The sequence below is a fragment of the Streptomyces sp. SID5469 genome (assembly GCF_009862865.1).
GTDB classification, from domain to species: Bacteria; Actinomycetota; Actinomycetes; order Streptomycetales; family Streptomycetaceae; genus Streptomyces; species Streptomyces avermitilis.
Window position 1 is genome coordinate 4,317,258 of the sequence record NZ_WWIN01000001.1, and the last position, 22,832, is coordinate 4,340,089.

Consider the following 22,832-nt stretch of genomic DNA (forward strand, 5'->3'; position numbering starts at 1 on the left):
CACGGGGCACGCCAAGCGCCCGCACCCCGCCCGCCCGGCGGCCGGGTCAGCGCACGCGCCGTCCCGGCAGGAACGTGAACACCGCTCCGCCCAGCAGGATCACCGTGCCGGCCACCAGCCCCAGGGCCTTCAGCGCGCCATGGTCACCGGCACCCGTCTCCGCGAGGCCCCCGCCGGACGAGGTACCGCCGGCCGAGGTACCACCCGACGTACCGCCGGACCCGGACGTCGACGACGAGCCGCCGCCCGACGCGCCGTTCGCCTGCTCGGTGGTGTCCAGGGACAGGGAGACCTCCGTCTTCGTCGGGGTGCATGTCGTGGTCGTGCCCAGGGCGTTGACCGTCAGCACACCCGGGGACAGCGTCGAGGTGCCACTCGCGCCCGGCTTGTACGTGCCCGTCAGGTCCGGGATCTCGATGGGGTCGCCGCTCTTGATCGCGTCGGCGTTCGCCGGCCCCTCCACCCGCACCGTCCCCTTGTCGGCGCCGCCCAGCACGACCTCCATCGACGGCTTCACGGAGTCCTTCGGGATGTCGGCGGGACTGTCCATCACCGACTTCTTGAACTGGACCGTCAGATCGAAACTCCCGCCGTTCTTCTTGGCGTTGATCTGGACGGGCGAGGTGGCGTTCTTGTCGCCGATCGGCGTCTTGCACGCGTACGGGACCGAGACCTCCTTGCCCGTGAAGTCGGTCTGGCCGCCGCTGGATCCGCCCGTGTCACTGCCGCCGGTCGCGCTCTGTGAGGGATCGGGCGTGGCGCTGGACGAACTCCCCCCGCCTGCGGTGACGTTGATGGTCGCGGCGGACTTCACGGTCTCCGTCGGCGCGCACTTGGTGTCCGTCGAGAAGGCGTTGATGGCGTACGCGTCCGGGGTCAGCGTGACCTCGCCCGGCGTGGTCAGCTTCAGGGTGCCCTTCATGTCGGACAGCACCATGGCGCCGCCCTTGGGGATGGCCGGGTTCTGGCGCGCCCCCTGCATCGCGATGCCGGCGGCCTGCGCGCCGGCCGCCTTCAGGGTGCCGCTCGGCTGCACCGAGTCCTTCGGCAGATCGATGATGTCCGGGTTCTTCGAGGCGGCCTGGACGAACTTCCACACCACCTCGACCGTGTCACCGACCTTCGCGGTGGCGGGCGCGGTGATCTCCACCTTCGTGGTGCCCTCGACGGGGTCGAGGCCGGAGGCCGCGGGCGGGACGCACTTGGTCGCGTACGACACCTCGGCGGCCTGGGCCGGCCCGGCGGTCACCCCGAGCAGCAGGCCCGCGCCGCCGAGCATGAGGGCGGCTCCGGCCGCGGTCGCTCTGCGCCCCCTCCGCTCCCCTGCCGGAAGAACTCTCCGTAGCGTGCTCACGTGTTTCCCTTCGTCGTAGGAGTCGTCGGAGACGCGGAAGACGTCGGACTCGTCTCCTCTGCGGAAGACGTCGGACTCGTCTCCTCCTGCGGTGCGGAGAGCGGACCGGCCGCCGGGGTGCCCGGATCGCCGTCCGGGGTGAACCACGGGAGGGCCGGGGTGGTGCGGGTCTCAGGAGCGGGTGCGCCCGGTTTCGGCAGGCGCAGGGTGAGTTCGGGCAGTTTCAGGACCCGGTGCCGCCCCGGTGCCCGGCGCCGCGGCCGTACCCGGTCCACCACGGCCATCCCGACGCGGAACACCGCCGCGGGTACGACGACGCAGAGCAGGATCCAGAAGAGGGTCACGCCCCATGGGCGGCCGACGCCCCACGGCTGCTCGGCGAGCACCTTGCCGCCGTACTCCAGTGAGATCGTGTAGTCGCCGTGGGCGCCCGCCGCCAGTTCCACCGGCAGCTTGATCCGGGCCTTCCCGCCGGGCGCGACCGTGCCACGCCACGGCTGCTCCTCCCACTGGGGGGCGAACACCCCGTGGGAGGTGCCGACGCGGAAGACCGGGTTCTTGACGGGGGACGTGCCGACGTTGCCGACGGTGAGGACGAGCGTGCGGGACGGCGGCGCCCCGAACCAGGTCAGCAGCCCGCTCGACCCGTCCAGCCGGGTGTCGGTGAGCACGGACAGGCGCCCGCTCGTGTCCTCCTTCGGCAGGGCCCGTACCGGATGTCCCGCGACCTGGAAGACGGCGTCGGCGTCGGCCTTCTCGCCGGTGACGGTGGCGACGTGCACCACACACGGGCACGGCTTGGGCGGCTCGGCCACCGGCAGCTTCCTGCTGAACGCCCCCTTCGCGTCGGTGGTGACCGCGCGGCCGTCCGCGTTGGCGCAGGAGTTGGTGCCGCCGATCACCCCGCGGGACGGCACGGACTGTCCGCAGATCAGCACCATCAGCAGGGCCTTCGGGCGCCAGCCGCTGCCGGTCACGGTGATCGAACCGCCGCTCCCCGCCTGGGACGTGGAGAGCCTGACGGAGGGATTGTCCGCGGCCGAGGCGGTCGCCCCCGCCCACGGGAGCAGGGCGAGCGCGAGCACCGCCACCAGCGCCGTCATCCGCACCTTGCCGCTCACTTCACCGCTCCCGTCAGCTCGGCTTCCGCACACGGCGGCTCCCCCGCGTCCCCGTCCGGCGGGCGGCGCCCTCGACGCCATGGCCGCCATGGCTGCCATGGCTGCCGCGGGGCCGCGTCCCCGTCCCGCGGGCCGCGCCCGCGACGTCGTACGACGAAACCGGCGCCCGCGGCCGCGAACGCGCCGCCCGTTCCCGCCACCGCGCCCCACGGCACGAACCGGGCCGACGCGGACGCCGAGGCGCGGGCCCCGCCCGCCGCGGTCACCGTGAGCCGCACCTGGACCGCGTCGAGCGCCGGGGTGTCCCGCCACGGCTCGCTGAGCGTGACGCGGCGGCCCGGCGGCAGGTCGAGGGACAGGGCGTGCGCGGGCCGGTCGAGCAGCGGCCCGAAGAGGCCGTCGACGTGCACCGCAAGGCTCGGGGCGAGCACGGTGTTGCCGCGGTTGACCAGCTCGTACGAGATCCGCCCGCCGCCCACCGAGACGTGCTCCACACTGAGCGCGGACAGCGTCGGCCCGCCGACCCGCAGCCGGACGCGTACGGCGCTGGAGCGGCCGCCCGCCTCCGCGACGATCGCGCCGGGGTGGTCACCGGGTGTCGTGCCCGGGGGAACACTCACCGTGAACGGCACGTCGGCGCGCGTGCGGGCGGGCACGGTCACGGACACCGCCGACGCCGCACGTCTGTGTCCGCCCGTCGCCCGGGCGAAACCGATCCACGCGCCCGTGCCGACCGGCCCGCTCCGTACGCCATCGGGGCCGTCGGCGCCGCGCAGCCGCACGGTGAGCGGTGTGCCGCCCGGGTTGAGCACGGACACGGCGTCCTCGAGGACGGTGCCGCTCTCGCCCTCCGCGTAGATGTACGGCCGCCCGGCAGTGCCGCCCGTCGCGGGCGCGACGGACCAGGCGTCGGCTGCCGCGGCGGACGGTGCGGCGGCGAGCAGGGTCAGGGCGGCAAGGCCAAGGACGTGGGAAACGTACGGCATCGGCGGCTCCTGCGGGTCGTACGCGGTGGTGGGGCCTGTCCGGTGCGTCAGGACCCGGGACACGGGAGCCCGGCAGTGGGACCCGGGAGCCCGGCCCAGGACACGGGGGGCCGGCCCGGGACACGGGAGCCCGGCCCGATGCGCCGGACATGTCCTAGCGGCGCGCCGCCTGGTTCCGGCGCGTCAGCCACAGCGCTCCGGCCGCGCCCGCGAGCAGCACGGTGCCGCCGAGGGTGCCCAGCGCGATCGCGGAGTCCTCGGGTCCGGTCTGCGGGAGCCCGCTCCCGGTGTCCGTACCGCTCTGTGTGGAGCCCGACGTACCGCCGCCGCCCGCAGCCGTGACGTCGAGGGTCAGTGACGGCTTGGGGTTGTTGCCGGGGGTGCACGTGGTCGTCGTGCCGAGCGCCTTGATGGTGAGGACGCCCGCGGTGAAGGTGACCTTGCCGGTCTTCTTCGGCGTGTACGTGCCCGACAAGTCGTTGATCTTGATAGGGGTGTCGGCGGGGATCGCGGCCGAGTTGGCCGGACCGCTCACGGCCACCGTGCCGCTGTCCGCGCCGCCCAGCTTGATCACGGCGCTCGGGTTCATCGCGCCCTTGCCCAGCTCGACCGGGCTGGACGAGACGCCCTTCTGGAAGGACATGGTGAGCTTGTAGCCGCTGCCGCTCTTGACGCTCTTGATGTCGATGGGCGACACGGCGCTCTTGTCGCCGATCGGCGTCTTGCACTGGTAGTTGACGTCCACCACGTCGGCCACGGCGGCGGGGGCGGCCATCAGCACCGCCGAGCCGGCCAGGGCCGCGGCGAACGCGAGCGCGGCGGTTCGTTTCTGGTACGTCCGGTACGACACCTCGAGTCCCCTCGTCGCCGAAGTTACTGACGGCACATCAGATCGGGCCGTCAAAGTACGCCCGGGGCCTTGTCGAGGGAAGACAAAGTGCACGCCGGATCTGAGGAGATCCGGCGCGCGCTCAGAGATGCCCGGGGAAGGGCTCGAACCGTGGGTAACCCAAGGTAAGAGTTATGCGGGGGCGCCGAGTTCCGCCCACACGGTCTTGCCCGCGGCCCCGGGGGTCCGCACAACCCCCCAGTCCAGGCAGAGCCGCTGCACGATGAACATGCCGTGGCCGCCGGGGCGGCCGGCGCGGTGCGGGGTGCGCGGGGCGGGCTGGCCCGCGCCCTTGTCGGAGACCTCGATGCGCAGCACCTTGTTGTCGCAGCTGATCCAGAGGTCGTCGGGACCCTCGGCATGCAGACAGGCGTTGGTGACGAGTTCGGAGACGACCAGCAGCACGTCCTCGGCGGCAGCCCGCTGGTCGGCGGTCGCGGCAGGCAGCCAGCCCCACTCGTACAGCGCCTGGCGGGCGAAGTCGCGGGCGAGCGGAACGACACCGCTCTGGTCGTCGAAGTTCAGTTTGCGGGTTCGGCGGGCCGCGGCGGACGACGTGCTCCCGCCTCCGCTTACGCTCCCGCCCTCGGCGGGGGGTGCATCCTCGGCGGAGGGTGCGTCCTCGGCGGAGGCAGCGGGGGTCGCGGAGGGCGTGGCGGCCGTGGAGGACGCGGAGGCCATGGCGGCCGCCTCCTCCTCGGGCGCAGCCCGCTCCGCAGACATCCCGGAAGCGCCGCCGGCGCCCGGCTCCGGGCCGCGGTCGCCCGGCGAGCAAGGCCGGGTGGTGCTCATCAGCGCTTCACCTCACCGATTCACCAGTTCACGATTCAAGACTCACTTACAGGGATCTACGGCGTTCCCGCCGATTTCGTTGTGGCTGCGGACGTAGTCAGGATGTCTCCTGCCCGAGCGAACCGGCAGAACACCCACGGATTCGGACGGAAGCTGTGACGGACGTAACGCGCCCGTCGCGCCGGAGACAGCCGGGGGCACGATTCCCCCCACGATTCCCTCCACGGTCCGACCCGCCGGCCCGACCCGCCGGGCCTAGTCGGCCAGGGCTGCCTCGAGCGTCTCGTGGACGGTGAAGACGGCATCGGCACCGGTGATCTCGAAGACCCGGGCCACCACCGGCAGCATCCCCGCCAGATGTACTCCGCCGCCCGCGGCCTCGGCCTTCAGACGGGCCCCGAGCAGCACATTGAGCCCGGTGGAGTCGCAGAACTCCAGGCGCGAGCAGTCCACCACCAGGCGCGCGAAGCCCTTTCCAAGGCAATCGTCGAGCGGTTCACGCAATAGCTCGGAGGTGTGGTGATCCAGCTCACCCGCGGGGGTCACGACGGCACTCGTGCCCTCTTCCCGCACCTCGACAAGAAGCCGGCCCGACTGTGCGCTGCCGACCGTCCCGCGGTCCATGCCGTTTCTCTCCCGACCGTCGTGGCTGTTGCTTGACGTCCTCGAACCCTACGCCTTCCCCACACGCCATGACACCCGAACAACTTACCCAAATCGGACATATCATCACGCAGCGCACTTGCGAGGGGCTCCCGAAAGCAGGTAGGGCTAGTAGGGACACCCAATCGACACGGCCGGCTTTGGAGGCGCCGCACACCGCAGTGCACGTATTGGCATCGGCGGCCATATGCCGAGAACGATGGAGGACATCATGTCACCCCGGCTCGACGAATCGCATACCCAGCGGGCGACGTCGACACGCCCTCCGGAAAACCTGGAGCACGCATCCCTCGCGGAGCACGACGGGTTCCCCGGGGAGCGCGACGTACTCGCCGGACTTCCCGAGATCCCCCCGTACGACGAGGTGGGGCCGGTCGACGCACGAGCCCTGTCCAAGACGCTCTTCGCGCGGCTGGAGTCCCTCGAAGAGGGCACCCACGAATACTCGTACGTCCGCAACACCCTGGTCGAACTCAACCTCGCCCTGGTGAAGTTCGCCGCCTCCCGGTTCCGCTCCCGCAGCGAACCGATGGAAGACATCATCCAGGTCGGCACGATCGGCCTGATCAAGGCGATCGACCGCTTCGAACTGAGCCGCGGCGTCGAGTTCCCCACCTTCGCGATGCCGACGATCGTCGGCGAGATCAAGCGTTTCTTCCGTGACACGTCCTGGTCCGTGCGCGTACCGCGCCGACTCCAGGAACTCCGCCTCGATCTCGCGAAGGCCGGCGACGAACTCGCCCAGCGGCTCGACCGCGCCCCGACCGTGAGCGAACTGGCCGAGCGGCTCGGCATCTCGAACGGCGAGGTCGTCGAGGGGATGGCCGCGTCCAACGCGTACACGGCGTCGTCGCTGGACGCGCAGCCCGAGGAGGACGACTCCGAGGGCGCGCTCGCGGACCGCATCGGGTACGAGGACCACGGGCTCGAAGGCATCGAGTTCGTCGAGTCGTTGAAGCCGCTGATCGCCCAACTCCCTTCGCGGGACCGGAAGATCCTGTCCCTGCGGTTCGTGGCGAACATGACGCAGTCGGAGATCGGCGACGAGCTGGGCATCTCGCAGATGCATGTGTCCCGGCTGCTGTCCCGGACGCTGGTGCGGCTGCGCAAGGGACTGACGGTGGAGGAGTAGGGACTCCTTCGGACCGCGGTGACTTCTGCGGTCGCGGTTTTGTGGGGTGTGCTGAGCGGGGCGTGCCGAGCGGCGCGCGCCGAGTGCGGCAAGGGTCCGGTGTCCGGCGGCGGCCGGGTGCCGGACGACTGCTGTCCGGCCGTGGCCGGGCTCCGGATACCGGCCGCCGCTCCACCGCCCCTCCGCTCCACCGCCCCCCCGCTCGACCGCTCCCGCCACTCCCGCCGCTCCACCGCTCCACCGCTCTCCGTGCACTTACCGTGGGTTACCTCTTTCCCCGCGGGTTGCCTTCCATCACTATGGTCACCCCCCATACCCGCCGGTACGTGTGCGATGTCTCAGGCATGCCCGGCGGCAGAGCCAGGGGGTGCGAGGAGGCAGGGGGATGGCACGGGCCGACCGGGGCGACGGCGACGGTGACGCCGAGGCCGAGGACGGTAGACACAGCACGGCGTCCGACGCGCGGCTGACCCAACTGCTGCGCACGGACACCGCGACCGCGTATCCGGCGCTGCGTGAACTGCGCACCCGGCACCGGCCCGCGGTCCTCGGATACGCGCGCCTGTGCACGGTGGACGACGCGGCGGCACGCCGGCTCACGGCGCAGGCGTTCGCGCTCGCCGCCCGCGACACAGCCCGCGGCTCCGACCCGCGCGGGCCCTGGCGACACCAACTCCTGCTGCTGGCGGGCCGCGTGGCCGCGTCCTGGGCGGCGGACGAGCGGGCCGCCCGCCTCGACCCGGACCTGCTCGCACACCTCGGTGCGGCGGGCTCCCGCGCACAGGTGCCGCCGCTGCTCGCCGCGTTCCAGTCGCTTCCGTCCCGGGTCCAGGGCGTCGTCTGGTACGCCGTCGTGGAGGGCGAACCCGACGACCGGACGGCCGACTTCGTGGGACTCACCCGCGAGGACGTCACGTACGGCACGGAACCGGCGTTCCAGAGCCTGCGCCAGTCCTGCCTGACGACCCGGCTGGCCGCCTCCGACGATCCGCGGTGCCAGGACTTCCGGCGGCTGATCGAGGAGTCGGTGCGCCCGGACAACCCCCGCTACAGCGCGGACCTGCACGCCCACATGGTGCACTGCGTGTACTGCGCCACCGCGTACGACGAACTCTCCGCCCTGCGGGACGACCCGCGTACGGCGCTGGCGGCGGGTCTGCTGGCCTGGGGCGGCGCGGCGTACGTCACGGGCGGGGCGGTGACCCGGCGGGCGGTCGCCGGCGGCCCGGGCCCCTCCGGACCGGGGCCGGGCGACCCCGGTCCCGGCCCGGCCCCGGGCTGGTGGCCGTCCCGCCGCTTCGTACTGGCGTCGACGGCACTCGGCGTGGCGCTGATCCCGTTCCTGGCCTACCTCCTCGTCTCGGGCGGCCCGGAGCCGGAGCGGGCGGCCAACGCCGTGGCCACCCCGTCCCGGCCGCCCGCGGTGACGGTGACGGCGACCGTCTCGGCGACCCCGTCCCCCTCGCCGTCGCACACCGCCGGCAAGTCCCCGAAGCCGTCGAGGAGTCCGTCGGCGTCGAAGACGACGCGTCCCCCTTCCCCGAAGCCCAGCCCGAAGCCCCCCGCTCCCCACCCGCCGAACGGCTCCTTCGCCCAGGTGGTGAACGCCGACTCGGGCCTCTGCCTGGACATCCGCGACGGCGTGATGGACCTGGGCACGGACGTCGTCACGGCCCCCTGCACCTCGTCCCGCACGCAGCGCTGGCGGGTCGACACCGCGCGAGGCGTCCTCCAGTCGTCCGAGGACCCGGACTTCTGCCTGGACAGCCGCGGCTCCACGGACCGGGGGGTCGGCATCTGGGAGTGCGGCGCGGTGTACGGGCGCAACGGCCGGAACCTGCGCTTCACGGTCGACGCGCAGGGGGTCATCCGCCCGGCCGTCGCCCCGGACCACGCGGTCACCCCGTACGGGGACGCGCTGTTCCTGGTGCCGGCCGAGGGCCGCGCCGCACAGCGATGGCGGGCGGGGGCGGCCTGAGACCCGGCCGGCCTTTGCGCCTGTAACCCAGGCCCTGGTAGACAGGACCGCCGTGTAGGCATGTACACACCACGGGGGATCTACAGCGCATGACCGGCATCGTCGTCTTCTTTTTCGTGGCCGCCGCCCTTTTCGTGGCCCTGGGCCTCGCCGACCAACGCAAGCTGTACTGGCGTTTCGCCGCCAGGCGTTACCGCGATCCGGAGGCCAACGAGCCGTCGGACAGCGCGTACGCATGGCAGCGGGTGCTCATCTTCATCGCCGCGGCCGTCATGGCCTTCCAGGGGTTCAAGGCGCTCGACTTCGCCGACGACAACTCGTGGAGTGCGGGCGAGCTCGGCCAGGCGGTCGAGCAGGCGGCCTCCGCCCTGGAGGAGGAACCCCACATCGACGACGAGTACTCGGACTACTCCGACCTGATCGAGCAAGAAGTCGAGGACGCGGGCGAGGACATGGGCCCCGGGTACGCCGTGAACGTCGAGCCGGCCGACTCGCGGGACGACTACGAGATCACGGCCGAGGGCACCGACGCCGCCTACTGCATGAGCGTCTCCCAGAAGGAGTCGGACGAGGGCGGTTTCACCGTCCCGGGCGTGGGCGACCAGCAGGGCACCTACGTTCCCGAGTACGACCTCAGTGCCACCACGGCCGAGGGCGCCTGCTGAACCCGCCGGGGCCGGCCGTCAGCGGACCCGGCGCCCTCGCCGCCACACCTCCGACACCAGCGGAACCCCCGGCCGGTACGCCAGGTGGACGTGGCTCGGGGCGTCGAGGAACGCCAGGTCCGCGTAGGCGCCCGGGGTGAGGTGGCCGATGTCCTCGCGGCGCAGGGCCGCCGCGCCGCCCGCCGTGGCCGACCAGAGCGCCTCGTCCGGGGTCATGCCCATGTCCCGTACCGCGAGGGCGATGCAGAAGGGCACCGAGGACGTGAAGGAGGAGCCGGGGTTGCAGTCCGTGGACAACGCGACCGTGGCGCCCGCGTCCAGGAGACGGCGGGCGTTCGGCCACTCGGCGCGCGTGGAGAACTCGGCGCCGGGGAGGAGGGTGGCGACGGTCCGGCCGCTCGCGAGGGCGTCGACGTCCGCGTCCGTCAGGTGGGTGCAGTGGTCCGCGCTCGCCGCGTCCAGCTCCACCGCGAGCTGGACGCCCGGGCCGTACGACAGTTGGTTGGCGTGGACGCGGGGGTGGAGGCCCTTCGCCCGGCCCGCCGTCAGGATCGCCCTCGCCTGGTCGCCGTCGAAGGCGCCCTTCTCGCAGAAGACGTCGATCCACCGGGCGTGCGGGGCGCAGGCGTCCAGCATCTCGCCGGTGACCAGGGCCACGTACGCGGCCGGGTCGTCGGCGTAGTCCGGCGGGACGATGTGCGCGCCGAGGTAGGTCACCTCGTCGGTGTGCGCGGACGCGATGCGCAGCGCGCGGGCCTCGTCCTCGACCGTCAGGCCATAACCCGACTTCGTCTCGAAGGTGGTCGTGCCCTGCCGCAGGGCCTCGTCGAGGTAGCGGGTGAGGTTCGCCTCCAGATCCGCGTCGCTCGCGGCCCGGGTGGCCGCGACGGTCGTGCGGATGCCGCCCGCCGTGTAGCTCCGGCCCGACATACGGGCGTTGAACTCCTGGGTGCGGTCGCCCGCGAAGACGAGATGCGAGTGGGAGTCGACGAAGCCGGGGATCACCGCCCGGCCACCGGCGTCGACCCGGTTGTCAGTGGCGGGTGCTTTGCTTGATTCACCGATCCACGCGACCCGGTCGCCGTCGATGACGACGGCCGCGTCCTGGATCAGACCGAGAGGGGATGCTCCCCCACTCTCGAATTTACTCGAGCGGGGGGACCCCCGTCCGAAGGAGGGGGAGTTGGTGACCAGGCCGGCGATGTTGGTGATGACCGTGCTGCCTGTGCCGGCGGTGTGGGCTGTGGTGACTGTGCTGCTCATGGGGTCCTCGTGGGTGGCCGGGCTGGGGGTGCGGGTCACGCGCGCAGGGCTTCGACGGCGTCCGCGAGTGCCGACGGCACGTCGGGCACGAGCGCGTGCGCTCCGTCGCGTACGACATGACGTCCGCCCACGACCGTGTGGCGCACGTCGGCCGCCGTCGCGGCGAATACGGCCGTCTCGGCGCCGAGCCGCGGCAGCGGTCCCGCTGTTCTGACCGAGTCGAGCGCGACCGTCGTGAAGTCGGCGAGCGCGCCGGGCTCCAGGGTGCCCGCGTCGTCCCAGCCGAGGGCCGCGTGGCCGTCGGCCGAGGCCGCCCGCAGAAGGGCCGCCGCCGTCCAGTGACCCCGGGTACGGGTGCGCAGACGCTCGTTCAGCTCCATCGCGCGGGCCTCTTCGAGGAGGTCGATCACGGCGTGGCTGTCGGAGCCGAGGGAGAGCGGGGAGCCCGCGCGCTGGAGGGCGACGGCCGGGCCGATGCCGTCCGCCAGGTCCCGCTCCGTCGTCGGGCACATACAGGTGCCGGTCGAGGAGCCGCCGAGCAGCGCGATGTCCTCGTCCGTGAGGTGGGTGCTGTGGACGCCGGTGGTACGCGGCCCGAGGACCCCGTGGTCGGCGAGCAGCCGGGTGGGGGTGCGGCCGTGCGCCTCCTGGCAGGCGTCGTTCTCCGCCGTCTGCTCGGACAGATGCACATGGAGCGGGGCCCGCCGCTCCTCGGCCCAGCGCGCCACCGTCGCCAGCTGTCCGGCGGGCACGGCACGTACGGAGTGGATGGCCGCACCGATCCGCGCGTGATCACGGTCCTTGAGAACTGAACAGCGTTCCGCCCAGGCGTCGGCCGTGCCGTCGGAGAAGCGGAGCTGATGGGCGTTGGGCGGTTGTCCGAAGCCGGAGGAGAGATACGCGGTGTCGAGGAGGGTGATCCGGATGCCGGCGTCGGCGGCGGCCGCGATCAGCGCCTCGCCCATGGCGTTCGGGTCGGCGTACGGGGTGCCGCCCGGGGCGTGGTGCACATAGTGGAACTCGCCGACCGCCGTGACCCCGGCCAGCGCCATCTCCGCGTACACGGCGCGGGCCAGCGCGTGGTACGTGTCCGGGGTCAGCCTGTCCGCGAAGGCGTACATGACCTCGCGCCACGTCCAGAAGGTGCCGCTGCCCACCTGGACGGTGCCGCGCAGGGCGCGGTGGAAGGCGTGCGAGTGGGCGTTCGCCAGTCCGGGGAGGGTGAGACCGCGCAGGATCTCGGCGCCGGGGGGCGGGGTGCCGACGCCCGTGCGGACGGCCGCGATCCGGCCCTGTGCGACCTCGACGGACACCCCCGGCTCGACGGCGGGGTCGAGCCAGGCGTGCTCCAGCCAGTACGTCTGCGTCACCTGCGGGCCAGCCCTTCCAGTACGTCGGCGAGTGCGGTCACCCCGGCCACGCAGTCGTCCTCGGCGGCGTACTCGGCCGGGGAGTGCGAGACGCCCGTGGGGTTGCGTACGAACAGCATGGCGGTCGGAATGGTCCCGGAGAGGATTCCGGCGTCGTGTCCCGCGCCGGTGCCCAGCACGGGGACCTTGAGGTCCGCGCCCGTGCCGGCGCCCGTTCCCGTGTCTCTGCCGAGGATGCGGGCGAGTTCGTCGCGCAGGGCGTGGTCGAACTCGACGACGGGGGTGAACGACTCGCGGACGACGTCGAGTTCGATGCCGTGGGCGTCGGCGTACTCGCGGGCCGCCTTCTCGACGCCGGTGACCACCGTGTCGAGGGTCCGCTGGTCGGCGGCGCGGGAGTCCAGCCAGCCGCGGACGAGGGAGGGAATGGCGTTGACGCCGTTCGGCTCGACGGCGATCTTGCCGAAGGTGGCGACCGCACCGGCGAGTCGGGCCTCTCGGCGGGCCGCGAGGACCGTCTCCGCGTACGACAGCATCGGGTCCCGGCGGTCCGCCAGGCGGGTCGTGCCCGCGTGGTTGGCCTCGCCCCGGAAGTCGAAGCGCCAGCGGCCGTGCGGCCAGATGGCGCTGGCGATGCCGATCCGGTCACCGCTGAGGTCGAGGGCGCGGCCCTGTTCGACATGCAGTTCGACGAAGGCGCCGATACGGGCGAGCCGCTCGGGGTCCGGGCCGATGGTGCCGGCGTCGTACCCGGCCCGCTCCATGGCCTGCGGGAGGGTGACGCCGTCGGCGTCGGTCAGCCGGTGCGCCTGCTCGACGGTGAGCTGTCCGGCCGCGAGCCGGGAGCCGACGCAGGCGAGCCCGAAGCGGGCGCCCTCCTCGTCCCCGAAGTTCACGAGGGCGAGGGGCTTGGCGAGCGTGACCTGGCGCGCGCGGAGTTCGTCGAGGGCGGCGAAGGAGGACACCACCCCGAGGGGGCCGTCGAAGGCGCCGCCGTCGGGGACGGAGTCCAGGTGAGACCCCGTGACCACGGCGTCCCCCGCGGTGGGGTCGCCCAGCCAGGCCCACTGGTTCCCGTTCCGGTCCAGCTCGTACGTCAGCCCCCGGGACTCGGCCTGCGCCTTGAACCAGGCCCGGCAGTCGGCGTCGGCGCCGGTCCAGGCGAAGCGGCGGTAGCCGCCGGAGGCGGAGCTGCGGCCGATCGGCAGCAGCTCCGCCCACATGCTGTGGAAAGTCACGCGTCGTCACCCTCGCGCATCGGGACGCGCACGCCGCGCTCGTCGGCGACGGACTCCGCGATGTCGTAGCCGGCGTCGACGTGCCGGATGACACCCATGCCGGGGTCGTTGGTCAGCACGCGGCGGATCTTCTCGCCGGCGAGCTCGGTGCCGTCGGCGACGGAGACCTGACCGGCGTGGATGGAGCGGCCCATGCCCACACCGCCGCCGTGGTGGATGGAGACCCAGGAGGCGCCGGAGGCGACGTTCACCATGGCGTTCAGCAGCGGCCAGTCGGCGATCGCGTCGGAGCCGTCGAGCATGGCCTCGGTCTCGCGGTACGGGGAGGCGACGGAGCCGCAGTCGAGGTGGTCGCGGCCGATGGCCAGCGGGGCCTGGAGTTCGCCGCTCGCCACCATGTCGTTGAAGCGCTCGCCCGCCTTGTCGCGCTCGCCGTAGCCGAGCCAGCAGATACGGGCGGGCAGGCCCTGGAAGTGGACGCGCTCGCCGGCCATCTTGATCCAGCGGTGCAGGGACTCGTTCTCCGGGAAGAGCTCGAGGAGCGCCTTGTCGGTCTTGGCGATGTCGGAGGCCTCGCCGGACAGGGCGGCCCAGCGGAAGGGGCCCTTGCCCTCACAGAAGAGGGGGCGGATGTAGGCGGGGACGAAGCCGGGGAAGGCGAACGCGCGCTCGTATCCGGCGAGCTGGGCCTCGCCGCGGATCGAGTTGCCGTAGTCGAAGACCTCGGCGCCCGCGTCCATGAAGCCGACCATGGCCTCGACGTGCCGGGCCATGGACTCCCGGGCGCGGGTGGTGAAGCCCGCCGGGTCCTTCGCGGCGTACGCGGCCATGTCGTCGAAGTCGACGCCGACGGGGAGGTAGGCCAGCGGGTCGTGGGCCGAGGTCTGGTCGGTCACGATGTCGACGGGGGCGCCCTCGGCGAGCATGCGGGGCAGCAGCTCGGCGGCGTTGCCGAGGAGGCCGATGGAGAGCGGACGACGGGCGTCGCGGGCCTCCACCGCCAGCTGCAGGGCGTGCTCCAGGGAGTCGGCCTTCACGTCCAGGTAGCGGTGCTCGATGCGGCGCTCGATGGCGCGCGGGTCGACGTCGATACAGATCGCGACGCCGTCGTTCATCGTCACGGCGAGCGGCTGGGCGCCGCCCATGCCGCCGAGTCCGGCGGTGAGGGTGATCGTGCCGGCGAGGGTGCCGTTGAACTTCTTGGCGGCGACGGCGGCGAACGTCTCGTACGTGCCCTGGAGGATGCCCTGCGTGCCGATGTAGATCCAGGAGCCGGCGGTCATCTGCCCGTACATGGTCAGGCCGAGGGCCTCCAGACGGCGGAACTCCTCCCAGTTGGCCCAGTCGCCGACCAGGTTGGAGTTGGCGATGAGGACGCGCGGGGCCCACTCGTGGGTCTGCATGACGCCCACCGGGCGGCCGGACTGGACGAGCATCGTCTCGTCCTGCTTGAGGGTCCGGAGCGTACGCACCATGGCGTCGAAGGAGCGCCAGTCGCGCGCCGCCTTGCCGGTGCCGCCGTAGACGACGAGCTTGTCGGGGTGCTCGGCGACCTCGGGGTCGAGGTTGTTCTGCAGCATCCGCAGGGCGGCTTCCTGCTGCCATCCCAGGGCGCTCAGTTCCGTACCGCGCGGCGCTCGTACGGGGCGGGGTCCTGACATGGTCTGCCTCCTAGCGGACTTATGCAGTAGATATTCACATCCTGACTTCCTGAATAGAGCTAGTCAATACATGGGGCGTGCAAGCGCCGGGGTGTCGGGGGATGTTTGCCTGGACATATGGGCGCGGAACGCGACAGGACGGGGGATGCGATGGGTGCCACCGACGCGAGGGACAACGGGGCGGGCGGGAGCACGGGGAACGCGGGCGAGACCGACGCCGCGCGGGTCGCCCGGCGGGACGAAGCCGTGCGGGCCGCCGTCGGACAGGGGCTTCTCGGCGCGGACGCGCCCATCGTCGCCCTCCTCGACGTCGCCGGGATCCGGGGCTCGGCGGCCGCGCTGCGGGCGGCCTTCGACGCGGTGGTCGCGCCGGGCACGCCGGTACTGCACGCCTTCGCCGTGAAGGCGACCCCGCTGGTGCCCGTACTGCGGCTGCTCGGGGAGGCGGGCATCGGGGCGGAGGTGGCGAGCCCCGGCGAGCTGGCGCTGGCACAGGCGGCGGGTGTGGCGCCGGAGCGGACCGTCCTCGACTCGCCCGCCAAGACCCCCGCCGAGCTGCGGGAGGCGCTGGCACTCGGGATCGCCGTCAACGCGGACAATCCGCAGGAGCTGGACCGGATCGACGCGCTCGTGCGGTCGGCGCCCAGCGGCTCACCGGTCGGGATCCGGGTCAATCCACAGGTCGGAGGCGGTTCGATCGACGCGTTGTCGACGGCCACGGCCACCTCCAAGTTCGGGGTCGCCCTGCGGGACGAGGGAGCCCGTGAGTGGATCCTGCGCGCGTACGCGGACCGCCCCTGGCTGACCCGGCTGCACGCGCACTCCGGTTCGCAGGGCATGCCGCTGTCGCTGATGGCGCGGGGCATCGCGGAGACGTACGCGCTCGCCGAGGAGATCAACCGGCACGTGGGGCGGCGGCAGATCGACACGATCGACATCGGCGGCGGGCTGCCGGTCAACTTCGGCTCCGACGCCACGACACCGACCTACGCCCGGTACGCGCGACTGCTGGCGGAGTCGGTACCGGGGCTGTTCGACGGGCGGTACGGGCTGGTCACGGAGTTCGGGCGGTCGCTGCTCGCCAAGCACGGGACCGTGGTCGCGCGCGTGGAGTACGCGAAGAGCGCGGGCGGGCGGGCCGTCGCGGTCACGCACGCCGGGGTGCAGGTCGCGACCCGCACGGTGTACGCGCCGGCTTCGTGGCCGCTGCGGATCACCGCGTACGACGCGAAGGGGCACCCCAAGGCGGGGCCCGAGGTGGTGCAGGACGTGGCGGGACCGGCCTGCTTCGCGGGCGACCTCCTCGCCGTGGGACGTGCGCTGCCGTTGCTGGAACAGGGCGATCACGTGGCCGCGCTGGACACGGGCGCGTACTACTTCGCCCACCACTACGCGTACAACTCCCTGGCCAGGCCCGGCATCTACGGCTTCGCGACGGGCGGCGTGGGCGGCGGCGCCGGCGGGAGCGGGGTCCGCTTCGCGGTCGTACGGGAACCGCAGGCCGTCGAGGAGATCGTGATGGAGTCGGGCGGGGGGCACGCTTCGGCGCTCTCGGCGCTGTGAGTCCCCCGGTCCCCTGACCGGCGCGCATCGGTACGGCGCACGCGCCGATGTGCGCGGCGCACCACACCAGGTCGCGCGCGGCACACCGCACGCCGTCATGCACGGCGCCCGCATACCCGCACGTCAGCCCACCGGTCGACCCGCCGGCGCCCCATGACCCCAACAGGCCTGTAAAAGAGCCCAGTTGACCCACCTTAGTCATTCGGGGGCATGTTCCACTGGAAAATGCCGGATCGCTCACCCCTCGCGCACACGTTGCGTAGCTTCGTTGTCACTCAGCCGTACCCGAGGCGGGAGGGGAGCCACGGTGCCCGGAATCGACGAGTGCTTGCTGGAAGCCATGCGACTGCCCGGTGCCCGGGGTGCCTCGGTGGTCGACTGGACCAGCGGGCTCGCTCTTGGCACCGTCGGGGACTCCCCCGGCGGTGACCACGAGACGACGGCGGCGGAGGCCGCCGAGCTGGCCCGACTGGCCGCCGAGCACCGGGCGTTCGCACCGGAGGAGGGTTCCGACTGGTCCGGGCAGGTACCGGTCGAGGACCTGATCATCAGCAACCGGGACAGCTACCACGTGCTGCGGTTCGTACCCACCACCTTCGACAGCAGCGTGTTCCTGCATCTGTGGCTGGCCCGCGCGGACGGCAACCTCGCGCTGGCCCGCATCCGGCTCGGCGAGATGGCGGGGCGGCTGGTGCTGGGATGACGACCGTCAGAACACCTCCGCCGCCCCCGCTGCCCGTACGGCAGCGGGCGGAGGCCCCGGCCACCGGCCTCTCGCCGATGCTGAGCCGCCTCGCCGCCGAGCGTGCCACGGGCGTACTGGTGCGCGAGCGCGGCAGCCTCTATCTGTCCGAGGGCCAGGTGGTGCACGCCGAGAGCCCCGCGACGCCCGGCCTCGACGTGCTGCTCACCGTGCGCGGCGCGCTGAACGCCGAGGGCTGGCGCGAGGCGGTCGCCGAGGCGGGCGCGCGGCGGCTGGTGGGGCGGTTCCTGGTCGACCGGGGCCGGATCTCGAAGGGCGCGCTGGAGCTGTGTCACCTGGGAGCGTTGTACGACGCGGCGTACTTCGTGCTCGGCCCCAGCAGCGCCCCGTCCCGCTTCCGCTACGGGGCGGCGCACTGGCTCGGCCCCGTCCACCCGGTGCCGGTGGCCGCCGTGGAGCGCGAGACCCTGCGCCGCCGCGAGCTGCTGCACCGCATCTGGCCCGACCCGGCGACCGACGACGCCCCGCTCGTACGGATCGAGCGCCTCGACGAGCCGACGGTCGCGCCCCGCCAGGCCGCGGTGCTCGGCCGGGTGGACGGCACACGCACGGCGGCGGACATATCCCGCGCACTGGGCAGACCGGCCTTCCACACCCTGGTCGACCTGCGTCGCCTGGCCGCCGCGGGCATCGTGGCGCCGGCCCCGGGGGCGGAGGTACCGGCGTGCCACGAGGAGCGGGAGCGGTTCGACGCGGCGATCCCGGCGGAGGCACGGGCCGCGCTAGGGGCGACGTCCCCGGCCGGAGCCCCTCCGGGACCCGCGCCGGTCACCCCGGCCGCGACGACCCCGGCCCCGGACACTCCAGCCCCGGCCACCTCGGCCGGCACCGCCACCGCGCGGACCACGCCGCCCGCGCCGCCCGCGCCCCCGGTAGCCCCTCCGGCCCCCACAGCCCTGCCGGCCCGCGGCACCCCGCCCCTCACACTCGCCCCGCCCGACCCGCTCGCCCCGCCCGACACACCCACCCCGCCCGACCCGCTCGCCCATCTCGCCCTGACGTCGACCGACCCCGACGTCTCTCTGCTGCGTCGGCTCCGTGACGCCCTGGAGGCCCTGTGATCCGCGCGCTCCGACAGCGTGCCGAGAGGAGACTACTGATGGCGGCCGAGGCCGAAGTCCTCGACGAACTCCACCGGTTGAGGTCCCGTGTGCCCCAGCTGACCGGTGCGCTCGCGGCCAGCGTCGACGGTCTGGTCCTCGCCCAGGACACCCCCGGCGTCGACCCGGACAGCCTGGCCGCGCTCACGGCGGCCGCGCTGGGCGTCGCGCTGCGGGTGACGGACGCCACCGGGCAGGGCGACTTCCGCGAGCTGCTGGTCCGCGGCGTGCACGGCTATGTGGCGACGTACGCCGCCGGAGGCACCGCCGTCCTGACGCTGCTGGCCCAGGACCGGGTCAACGTCGGCCGCCTGCACCTGGAGGGCCGCCGCGCCGGCACCCGGATCGGGGAGCTGATCGAGGCCGCGGCGGCCCGCGCCGAACCGGCGCCGCAGACACCCGCGGCCAAGGCACCCGCCAAGGCCGTCGCCAAGTCCGCCACCCCGCGGACCAGAACCGCGCGCGCTCCCGCGAAACCCCGCACCACCACGAACGCGCGCACCACCACCACGGAAAGCTGAAAGGACACCCCGTCATGACCAACACCGAAACCGCGTTGAAAGAGGCCCTCGCCTCCATCGAGGGCGCGACCGGAGCCGCCCTCGTCGACTACACCACCGGAATGGCGCTCGGCACGATCGGCGGCAGCAAGAGCTTCGACCTCACCGTCGCGGCCGCGGGCAACACCGATGTCGTACGCGCCAAGCTCCGCACCATGGAGCACCTCGGGCTCAAGGGCGAGATCGAGGACATCCTGATCACGCTGACCGACCAGTACCACCTGATCCGGCTGATCACCGGACGTGGGGGCAACGGCCTGTTCCTCTATCTGGTGCTGGATGCCAAGCGGGCCAACCTGGCGATGGCCCGGCACCAGTTGAAGAGGATCGAGGCGGACCTGGAGGTCTGACCCAGGCCTACACCAGTGCGTCGGTGCGGCGACGCGCCCCGCCCGGGGCCGCGTCGCCCGCCGCGATGCCCGTGCTGCGGTAGACCTTGACCGCCTTGCCCGCCGGTCGTCCGCCATGTGCGCCGAGCCAGTCGACGCGCACCCACAGCAGGGCGTCGCCGGCCCGCTCGCGCCGGCCGAGCCAGGCCGCCTTGAGCCGCAGTCCGGTGCCGAGCCCGGCCAGCAGCATGCCCCCGGCGGCGGGCACGGCGAAGGAGCTGACCAGCGCGGCCACGAAGGCGAGCAGCAGCCACCAGCGATGGCCCCGGCGCCAGTTGCGGACGGTCACGGCGCGGTCCTGGAGCACATCGTGCTTGCCCGCGCGTGCGGCCGCGGCGGCCAGGGCGGTGTACCGCTTCCGGCTCCCGTACGTCACGACGGCGGCCGCGACGAGGAACAGCACGGCCCCGGCCATGACGCCGATCCGGCGTCCGGTCAGCCCCGGTACGAGCACTCCGACGCCCGCCGCGAACGCCCCGCACCACCACAACGGCGCGGCTCCGGCCCTCACCACGACGGCCACCCGAGCCAGCCCCTGCCCTCCGCGCGCCATGCCCTGCCTCCTCAGGTCCCCGACTGTCCGCGGGCAGGCTAACGAGCGAAGGTGAGACGAATCTGAGAACCACGGACGAGGAGAGGACGGGTCCGCTCCCCCGGCATCCCCTCGCCGAGGCCCACTCCCCCGCGACAACCCCTCCGCCGAGGCCCACTCCCCCGCGACAACCCCTCCGCCGAGGCCTACTCCACGAACAACCCCTTCGCCGCCGCCCGCGCGTCGAACTCCTCCAGGCGTGCCTGCGCGTCCGGCAGGTCGTCGCACATGGCCTCCAGCAGTACCCGGCCGAGCAGCATGGGGGCGCACGCCGTGTCGAAGGCGAGGCCCGTGCCGACGGCGGCGGGCAGCAGCAGGTCGGACACCTTGGCGACCGGCGCGAACGCGGAGTCCGCGACCGTGACGACGGTCAGCCCGGCCTCCCTCGCGTACGCCAGCGTGTCCACGACCTCGCGCGGATGCCGCGGCAGCGCGAAGCACAGCAGCGCGCTCGCCCCCGCCCGGACGGCCGCGTCGATACGGTCCTGGACCATCGTGCCGCCCTCGTGCAGCAGCCGTACGTCCGGATGGACCTTGGCGGCGAAGTAGGCGAAGCCGTACGCCTGGGAGGCCGCCGCCCGCAGCCCGAGCACCGGCAGCGGGCGGGACGCGGCGAGCAGCCGCCCGGCACGCGCCAGCGGTCGCGGGTCGGCCAGCAGCTCCGCCAGATGCTTCAGGTTCTCGATCTCGGCCTCGACGGCCTGCTGGTACTCGTTGTACGAGGAGGTGTCCGGGGCCTGTTCGGCGGGCGCGACCTCGCGCAGATGCTTGCGCAGCGCCGGGTAGCCGTCGAAGCCGAGCGCCACCGCGAAGCGGGTGACGGACGGCTGGCTGACCCCGGCCAGCTCCGCCAGCTCCACGCTCGACAGGAACGGCACGTCGGCGGCGCGCCGCACCATGCTGTGCGCGATGCGCCGCTGGGTCGGTGTCAGCCGGTGCCCCTCGAAGAGCGCCTGAAGCCGCCCGGCCGGACTGTCCGTCATTTCCGTGTCCCTGTCCCCGCTCATGACTCGCTCCCCCTCCAGATCTCCGTGAACCGGTCGAGCAGTGCGGCCGCGGCCGTCACGTCGTCCGTGAGCGGCCGGTCGGCCGGCTCCGGGTCGAGCACCGACTCGGCGAGCTCCAGCGCCCGGCCCACCGGCAGCTCCGGGTCGGGCCGCAGGTCGCGCTGGCGCAGCGCCCGTACGGCGGCGACCAGTTCACAGCCGACGACGAGACGGTACGCGTCGCACGCCCGCAGCGTCTGGCGTGCCGCGAGCGAGGCGAAGCTGGCCTGTTCCTCGACGCCCCGGGAGAGTACAGCGTGCCCGAGCGAGGCGGGCGCGGAGAACGCGCGCAGATCGCCGAGGGCGGCTCCGGCGGCGTACTCCAGGATCATCACGCCGGAGGAGGCGGGCTCGTGGTCGGCGAGGAAGGGGCGCAGCCGGGTGTACGCGGGCTCGTTCAACGTCGACAGCCTGGACGTCGACAGGCGCGCCACCTGGGTGATGGCCAGCCTGAAGTGGTCGAGGGCCAGGGCGAGTTGGGCCTGGTAGAAGCCGCCGTGGTGGTAGGCGGCCAGGTCCCCGGGGGAGATGAGGGGGTTCTCGGCGGCGGCGTTGATCTCGACCGCGAGGACCGCTTCGAGCGCGTCGGCCGCCTCGTGTGCGGGGCCGTGGATCTGGGGCAGACAGCGGAAGCCGTACGGGTCCTGGATACGGCCGAGGGGCGGGGTCGGCCGGTCGGCGGCGCCGATCAACTCCCGCATGATCCGGGCGACTTCGGCGGAGCCGCGGTGCGGGCGGGCGGTGTGCACGGGGGCGGCGTACGCCTCGTGCGAGCCGTCGACCGCGAGCAGCGAGAGCGCCGCGACGACCTGGGTGGCGCCGATGAGCCCGCGCAGCTCGTGCAGCGCGAGCGCGGACTGGCCGAGGGTGAGGGCGTTGCTGCTGATGAGCGCGAGGGCGTCGTTGTTGTCGAGGAGCTGGGGCTCCGGAGCGCCGATCTCCCGCGCGGACGCGCCCCGCCGAAGAGCGCGCACGCCTCCCGCGTACCGCCCACCCGAAGCCCCTGCCCCCGGCCCACCGGAAGTCTCCGACCCCAACCCCCCGGAAGTCTCCGCCCGTCGCCACGGATGCTCCCCCGCGAGCGCCAGTCCCACCTGGGCCAGGGCCGCGATGTCGCCCGTGCCCACCGAGCCGAACTCGTTCACGACGGGGTAGGCCCCGTTCTCCAGCGCCTCGCACAGCGCCGTGACCACGGTGGGCCGCAGCCCCGCGCCGCCGGCCAGCAACTGGTTGACCCGCACGGCCAGCATCGCCCGCACCTGCCGCGCGGGCAGCTCCGCCCCGATGGCCCCGGCATGGCTGCGCAGCAGCCGGAGTCCGTGCCCCGCGGCCGCCTCCGTGGGCACGTCCTCGTTCCGGTTCGCGCCCACTCCGGTGGAGCGGCCGTAGACCCGGCCGGTCGCGGCGATCTGCCGGGCCGCGTCCCAGGACTCCTCCACCCGCTTCATCGCTTCGGTGCCGGGAACCGGCCGCGAAGCCCCGTCGGCGAGGCACACGACGTCGGAGACGCCGATTCCACAGCCGTCGAGGACCACGATCCCGGTCGACGCGGGGCTCACTTCCACGGTCGACGTATCCACGATCCGAGACGACATCACGCGCAAACTCCCCTCAACCCGGACATCGGATCTTGCCTGGCGGTCATAAGTAACCAGCGCTTAACGCCGGACCATTGACAATCTATTCAGACACCGAGAACTCTGCATG

The 22,832-nt window shown here is 73.0% G+C and carries 21 protein-coding genes; 8 read left to right on the top strand and 13 right to left on the bottom strand.

The annotated features are described in order from the left end of the window. Positions 1 to 46: 46 nt before the first annotated feature. From GTY58_RS18200 to GTY58_RS18225, 6 genes are all read right to left on the bottom strand, one after another. Positions 47 to 1,279, bottom strand: coding sequence for a hypothetical protein (locus tag GTY58_RS18200; protein ID WP_010984915.1), 1,233 nt, complete (start codon positions 1,277 to 1,279; stop codon positions 47 to 49). 71 nt (positions 1,280 to 1,350) lie between these two features. Further along, complete coding sequence (locus tag GTY58_RS18205; protein ID WP_171033181.1) at positions 1,351 to 2,475, bottom strand: hypothetical protein; 1,125 nt, start codon at positions 2,473 to 2,475, stop codon at positions 1,351 to 1,353. After that, positions 2,472 to 3,461, bottom strand: a complete 990-nt coding sequence (locus GTY58_RS18210; RefSeq protein ID WP_037644899.1) for a hypothetical protein — start codon at positions 3,459 to 3,461, stop codon at positions 2,472 to 2,474. The genes GTY58_RS18205 and GTY58_RS18210 overlap by 4 nt, the downstream gene beginning before the upstream one ends. Before the next feature lie 154 nt (positions 3,462 to 3,615). Beyond that, positions 3,616 to 4,311: an LPXTG cell wall anchor domain-containing protein gene (locus GTY58_RS18215; RefSeq protein ID WP_010984918.1), complete on the bottom strand. Its 696-nt coding sequence runs from the start codon at positions 4,309 to 4,311 to the stop codon at positions 3,616 to 3,618. Between the two features lie 171 nt (positions 4,312 to 4,482). Beyond that, positions 4,483 to 5,142, bottom strand: coding sequence for an ATP-binding protein (locus tag GTY58_RS18220; protein WP_010984919.1), 660 nt, complete (start codon positions 5,140 to 5,142; stop codon positions 4,483 to 4,485). A gap of 255 nt (positions 5,143 to 5,397) precedes the next feature. Continuing rightward, complete coding sequence (locus tag GTY58_RS18225; RefSeq protein WP_010984920.1) at positions 5,398 to 5,766, bottom strand: STAS domain-containing protein; 369 nt, start codon at positions 5,764 to 5,766, stop codon at positions 5,398 to 5,400. 238 nt (positions 5,767 to 6,004) lie between these two features. Here GTY58_RS18225 and GTY58_RS18230 point away from each other — a divergent pair, with 238 nt between their 5' ends. The 3 genes from GTY58_RS18230 to GTY58_RS18240 all read left to right on the top strand — a co-directional run bounded on the left by GTY58_RS18230 (position 6,005) and on the right by GTY58_RS18240 (position 9,580). Beyond that, the gene (locus GTY58_RS18230; protein WP_037644898.1) at positions 6,005 to 6,937 is read left to right on the top strand and encodes an RNA polymerase sigma factor SigF; all 933 of its coding nucleotides are present in this window, start codon (positions 6,005 to 6,007) and stop codon (positions 6,935 to 6,937) included. Between the two features lie 385 nt (positions 6,938 to 7,322). Beyond that, entirely contained in the window at positions 7,323 to 8,915 is a 1,593-nt protein-coding gene (locus GTY58_RS18235; RefSeq protein ID WP_037644897.1) for a ricin-type beta-trefoil lectin domain protein, read from the top strand. A gap of 89 nt (positions 8,916 to 9,004) precedes the next feature. Further along, positions 9,005 to 9,580 carry a hypothetical protein gene (locus tag GTY58_RS18240; protein ID WP_010984923.1) on the top strand — a complete coding sequence of 192 codons (576 nt, stop codon included), beginning with the start codon at positions 9,005 to 9,007 and terminating at the stop codon, positions 9,578 to 9,580. An 18-nt stretch (positions 9,581 to 9,598) separates the two neighbouring features. On the opposite strand, the gene hutI is transcribed toward GTY58_RS18240, so the two are convergent. From hutI to hutU, 4 genes are read right to left on the bottom strand one after another with little or no spacing between them, the layout of a single operon-like run. Then, complete coding sequence (gene hutI, locus GTY58_RS18245) at positions 9,599 to 10,843, bottom strand: imidazolonepropionase (protein ID WP_010984924.1); 1,245 nt, start codon at positions 10,841 to 10,843, stop codon at positions 9,599 to 9,601. Positions 10,844 to 10,878: 35 nt separating this feature from the next. Next, on the bottom strand, positions 10,879 to 12,213 hold the full coding sequence (locus GTY58_RS18250; RefSeq protein WP_010984925.1) for a formimidoylglutamate deiminase: 1,335 nt from the start codon (positions 12,211 to 12,213) through the stop codon (positions 10,879 to 10,881). Further along, a complete protein-coding gene (locus GTY58_RS18255) occupies positions 12,210 to 13,451 on the bottom strand; it encodes an allantoate amidohydrolase (RefSeq protein ID WP_010984926.1) in 1,242 nt (413 codons plus the stop codon). Before GTY58_RS18255 ends, GTY58_RS18250 begins: the two co-directional genes overlap by 4 nt. Beyond that, positions 13,448 to 15,112, bottom strand: coding sequence for a urocanate hydratase (gene hutU, locus GTY58_RS18260; protein WP_010984927.1), 1,665 nt, complete (start codon positions 15,110 to 15,112; stop codon positions 13,448 to 13,450). Before hutU ends, GTY58_RS18255 begins: the two co-directional genes overlap by 4 nt. A gap of 150 nt (positions 15,113 to 15,262) precedes the next feature. On the opposite strand from hutU, the gene GTY58_RS18265 reads away from it, so the two are divergent. The 5 genes from GTY58_RS18265 to GTY58_RS18285 all read left to right on the top strand — a co-directional run bounded on the left by GTY58_RS18265 (position 15,263) and on the right by GTY58_RS18285 (position 19,448). Then, the gene (locus GTY58_RS18265; protein ID WP_042493223.1) at positions 15,263 to 16,675 is read left to right on the top strand and encodes a diaminopimelate decarboxylase; all 1,413 of its coding nucleotides are present in this window, start codon (positions 15,263 to 15,265) and stop codon (positions 16,673 to 16,675) included. 307 nt (positions 16,676 to 16,982) lie between these two features. Further along, positions 16,983 to 17,378, top strand: a complete 396-nt coding sequence (locus GTY58_RS18270) for a hypothetical protein (RefSeq protein WP_010984929.1) — start codon at positions 16,983 to 16,985, stop codon at positions 17,376 to 17,378. After that, positions 17,375 to 18,499, top strand: coding sequence for a hypothetical protein (locus tag GTY58_RS41660; RefSeq protein WP_010984930.1), 1,125 nt, complete (start codon positions 17,375 to 17,377; stop codon positions 18,497 to 18,499). Before GTY58_RS18270 ends, GTY58_RS41660 begins: the two co-directional genes overlap by 4 nt. A gap of 38 nt (positions 18,500 to 18,537) precedes the next feature. Continuing rightward, positions 18,538 to 19,059, top strand: a complete 522-nt coding sequence (locus GTY58_RS18280; RefSeq protein WP_010984931.1) for a roadblock/LC7 domain-containing protein — start codon at positions 18,538 to 18,540, stop codon at positions 19,057 to 19,059. Positions 19,060 to 19,073: 14 nt separating this feature from the next. Further along, positions 19,074 to 19,448, top strand: coding sequence for a hypothetical protein (locus tag GTY58_RS18285; protein WP_010984932.1), 375 nt, complete (start codon positions 19,074 to 19,076; stop codon positions 19,446 to 19,448). 7 nt (positions 19,449 to 19,455) lie between these two features. Here the strand turns inward: GTY58_RS18285 and GTY58_RS18290 are convergent, their stop codons facing one another. From GTY58_RS18290 to GTY58_RS18300, 3 genes are all read right to left on the bottom strand, one after another. Then, on the bottom strand, positions 19,456 to 20,040 hold the full coding sequence (locus GTY58_RS18290) for a hypothetical protein (RefSeq protein ID WP_010984933.1): 585 nt from the start codon (positions 20,038 to 20,040) through the stop codon (positions 19,456 to 19,458). A 185-nt stretch (positions 20,041 to 20,225) separates the two neighbouring features. Further along, on the bottom strand, positions 20,226 to 21,086 hold the full coding sequence (locus tag GTY58_RS18295) for a MurR/RpiR family transcriptional regulator (RefSeq protein WP_010984934.1): 861 nt from the start codon (positions 21,084 to 21,086) through the stop codon (positions 20,226 to 20,228). Further along, complete coding sequence (locus tag GTY58_RS18300; protein WP_107083274.1) at positions 21,083 to 22,720, bottom strand: aromatic amino acid ammonia-lyase; 1,638 nt, start codon at positions 22,718 to 22,720, stop codon at positions 21,083 to 21,085. The genes GTY58_RS18295 and GTY58_RS18300 overlap by 4 nt, the downstream gene beginning before the upstream one ends. Positions 22,721 to 22,832: the final 112 nt, after the last annotated feature.

Excerpts from the sequence above, each read along its gene's own strand:
- GTY58_RS18200 (WP_010984915.1), bottom strand. The coding sequence starts at position 1,279 with ATGCTCGGCGGCGCGGGCCTGCTGCTCGGGGTGACCGCCGGGCCGGCC.
- GTY58_RS18210 (WP_037644899.1), bottom strand. The coding sequence starts at position 3,461 with ATGCCGTACGTTTCCCACGTCCTTGGCCTTGCCGCCCTGACCCTGCTC.
- GTY58_RS18220 (WP_010984919.1), bottom strand. The coding sequence starts at position 5,142 with ATGAGCACCACCCGGCCTTGCTCGCCGGGCGACCGCGGCCCGGAGCCG.
- GTY58_RS18225 (WP_010984920.1), bottom strand. The coding sequence starts at position 5,766 with ATGGACCGCGGGACGGTCGGCAGCGCACAGTCGGGCCGGCTTCTTGTC.
- GTY58_RS18230 (WP_037644898.1), top strand. The coding sequence starts at position 6,005 with ATGGAGGACATCATGTCACCCCGGCTCGACGAATCGCATACCCAGCGG.
- GTY58_RS18235 (WP_037644897.1), top strand. The coding sequence starts at position 7,323 with ATGGCACGGGCCGACCGGGGCGACGGCGACGGTGACGCCGAGGCCGAG.
- GTY58_RS18240 (WP_010984923.1), top strand. The coding sequence starts at position 9,005 with ATGACCGGCATCGTCGTCTTCTTTTTCGTGGCCGCCGCCCTTTTCGTG.
- hutI (WP_010984924.1), bottom strand. The coding sequence starts at position 10,843 with ATGAGCAGCACAGTCACCACAGCCCACACCGCCGGCACAGGCAGCACG.
- hutU (WP_010984927.1), bottom strand. The coding sequence starts at position 15,112 with ATGTCAGGACCCCGCCCCGTACGAGCGCCGCGCGGTACGGAACTGAGC.
- GTY58_RS18265 (WP_042493223.1), top strand. The coding sequence starts at position 15,263 with ATGGGTGCCACCGACGCGAGGGACAACGGGGCGGGCGGGAGCACGGGG.
- GTY58_RS41660 (WP_010984930.1), top strand. The coding sequence starts at position 17,375 with ATGACGACCGTCAGAACACCTCCGCCGCCCCCGCTGCCCGTACGGCAG.
- GTY58_RS18280 (WP_010984931.1), top strand. The coding sequence starts at position 18,538 with ATGGCGGCCGAGGCCGAAGTCCTCGACGAACTCCACCGGTTGAGGTCC.
- GTY58_RS18285 (WP_010984932.1), top strand. The coding sequence starts at position 19,074 with ATGACCAACACCGAAACCGCGTTGAAAGAGGCCCTCGCCTCCATCGAG.
- GTY58_RS18290 (WP_010984933.1), bottom strand. The coding sequence starts at position 20,040 with ATGGCGCGCGGAGGGCAGGGGCTGGCTCGGGTGGCCGTCGTGGTGAGG.
- GTY58_RS18295 (WP_010984934.1), bottom strand. The coding sequence starts at position 21,086 with ATGAGCGGGGACAGGGACACGGAAATGACGGACAGTCCGGCCGGGCGG.
- GTY58_RS18300 (WP_107083274.1), bottom strand. The coding sequence starts at position 22,720 with ATGTCGTCTCGGATCGTGGATACGTCGACCGTGGAAGTGAGCCCCGCG.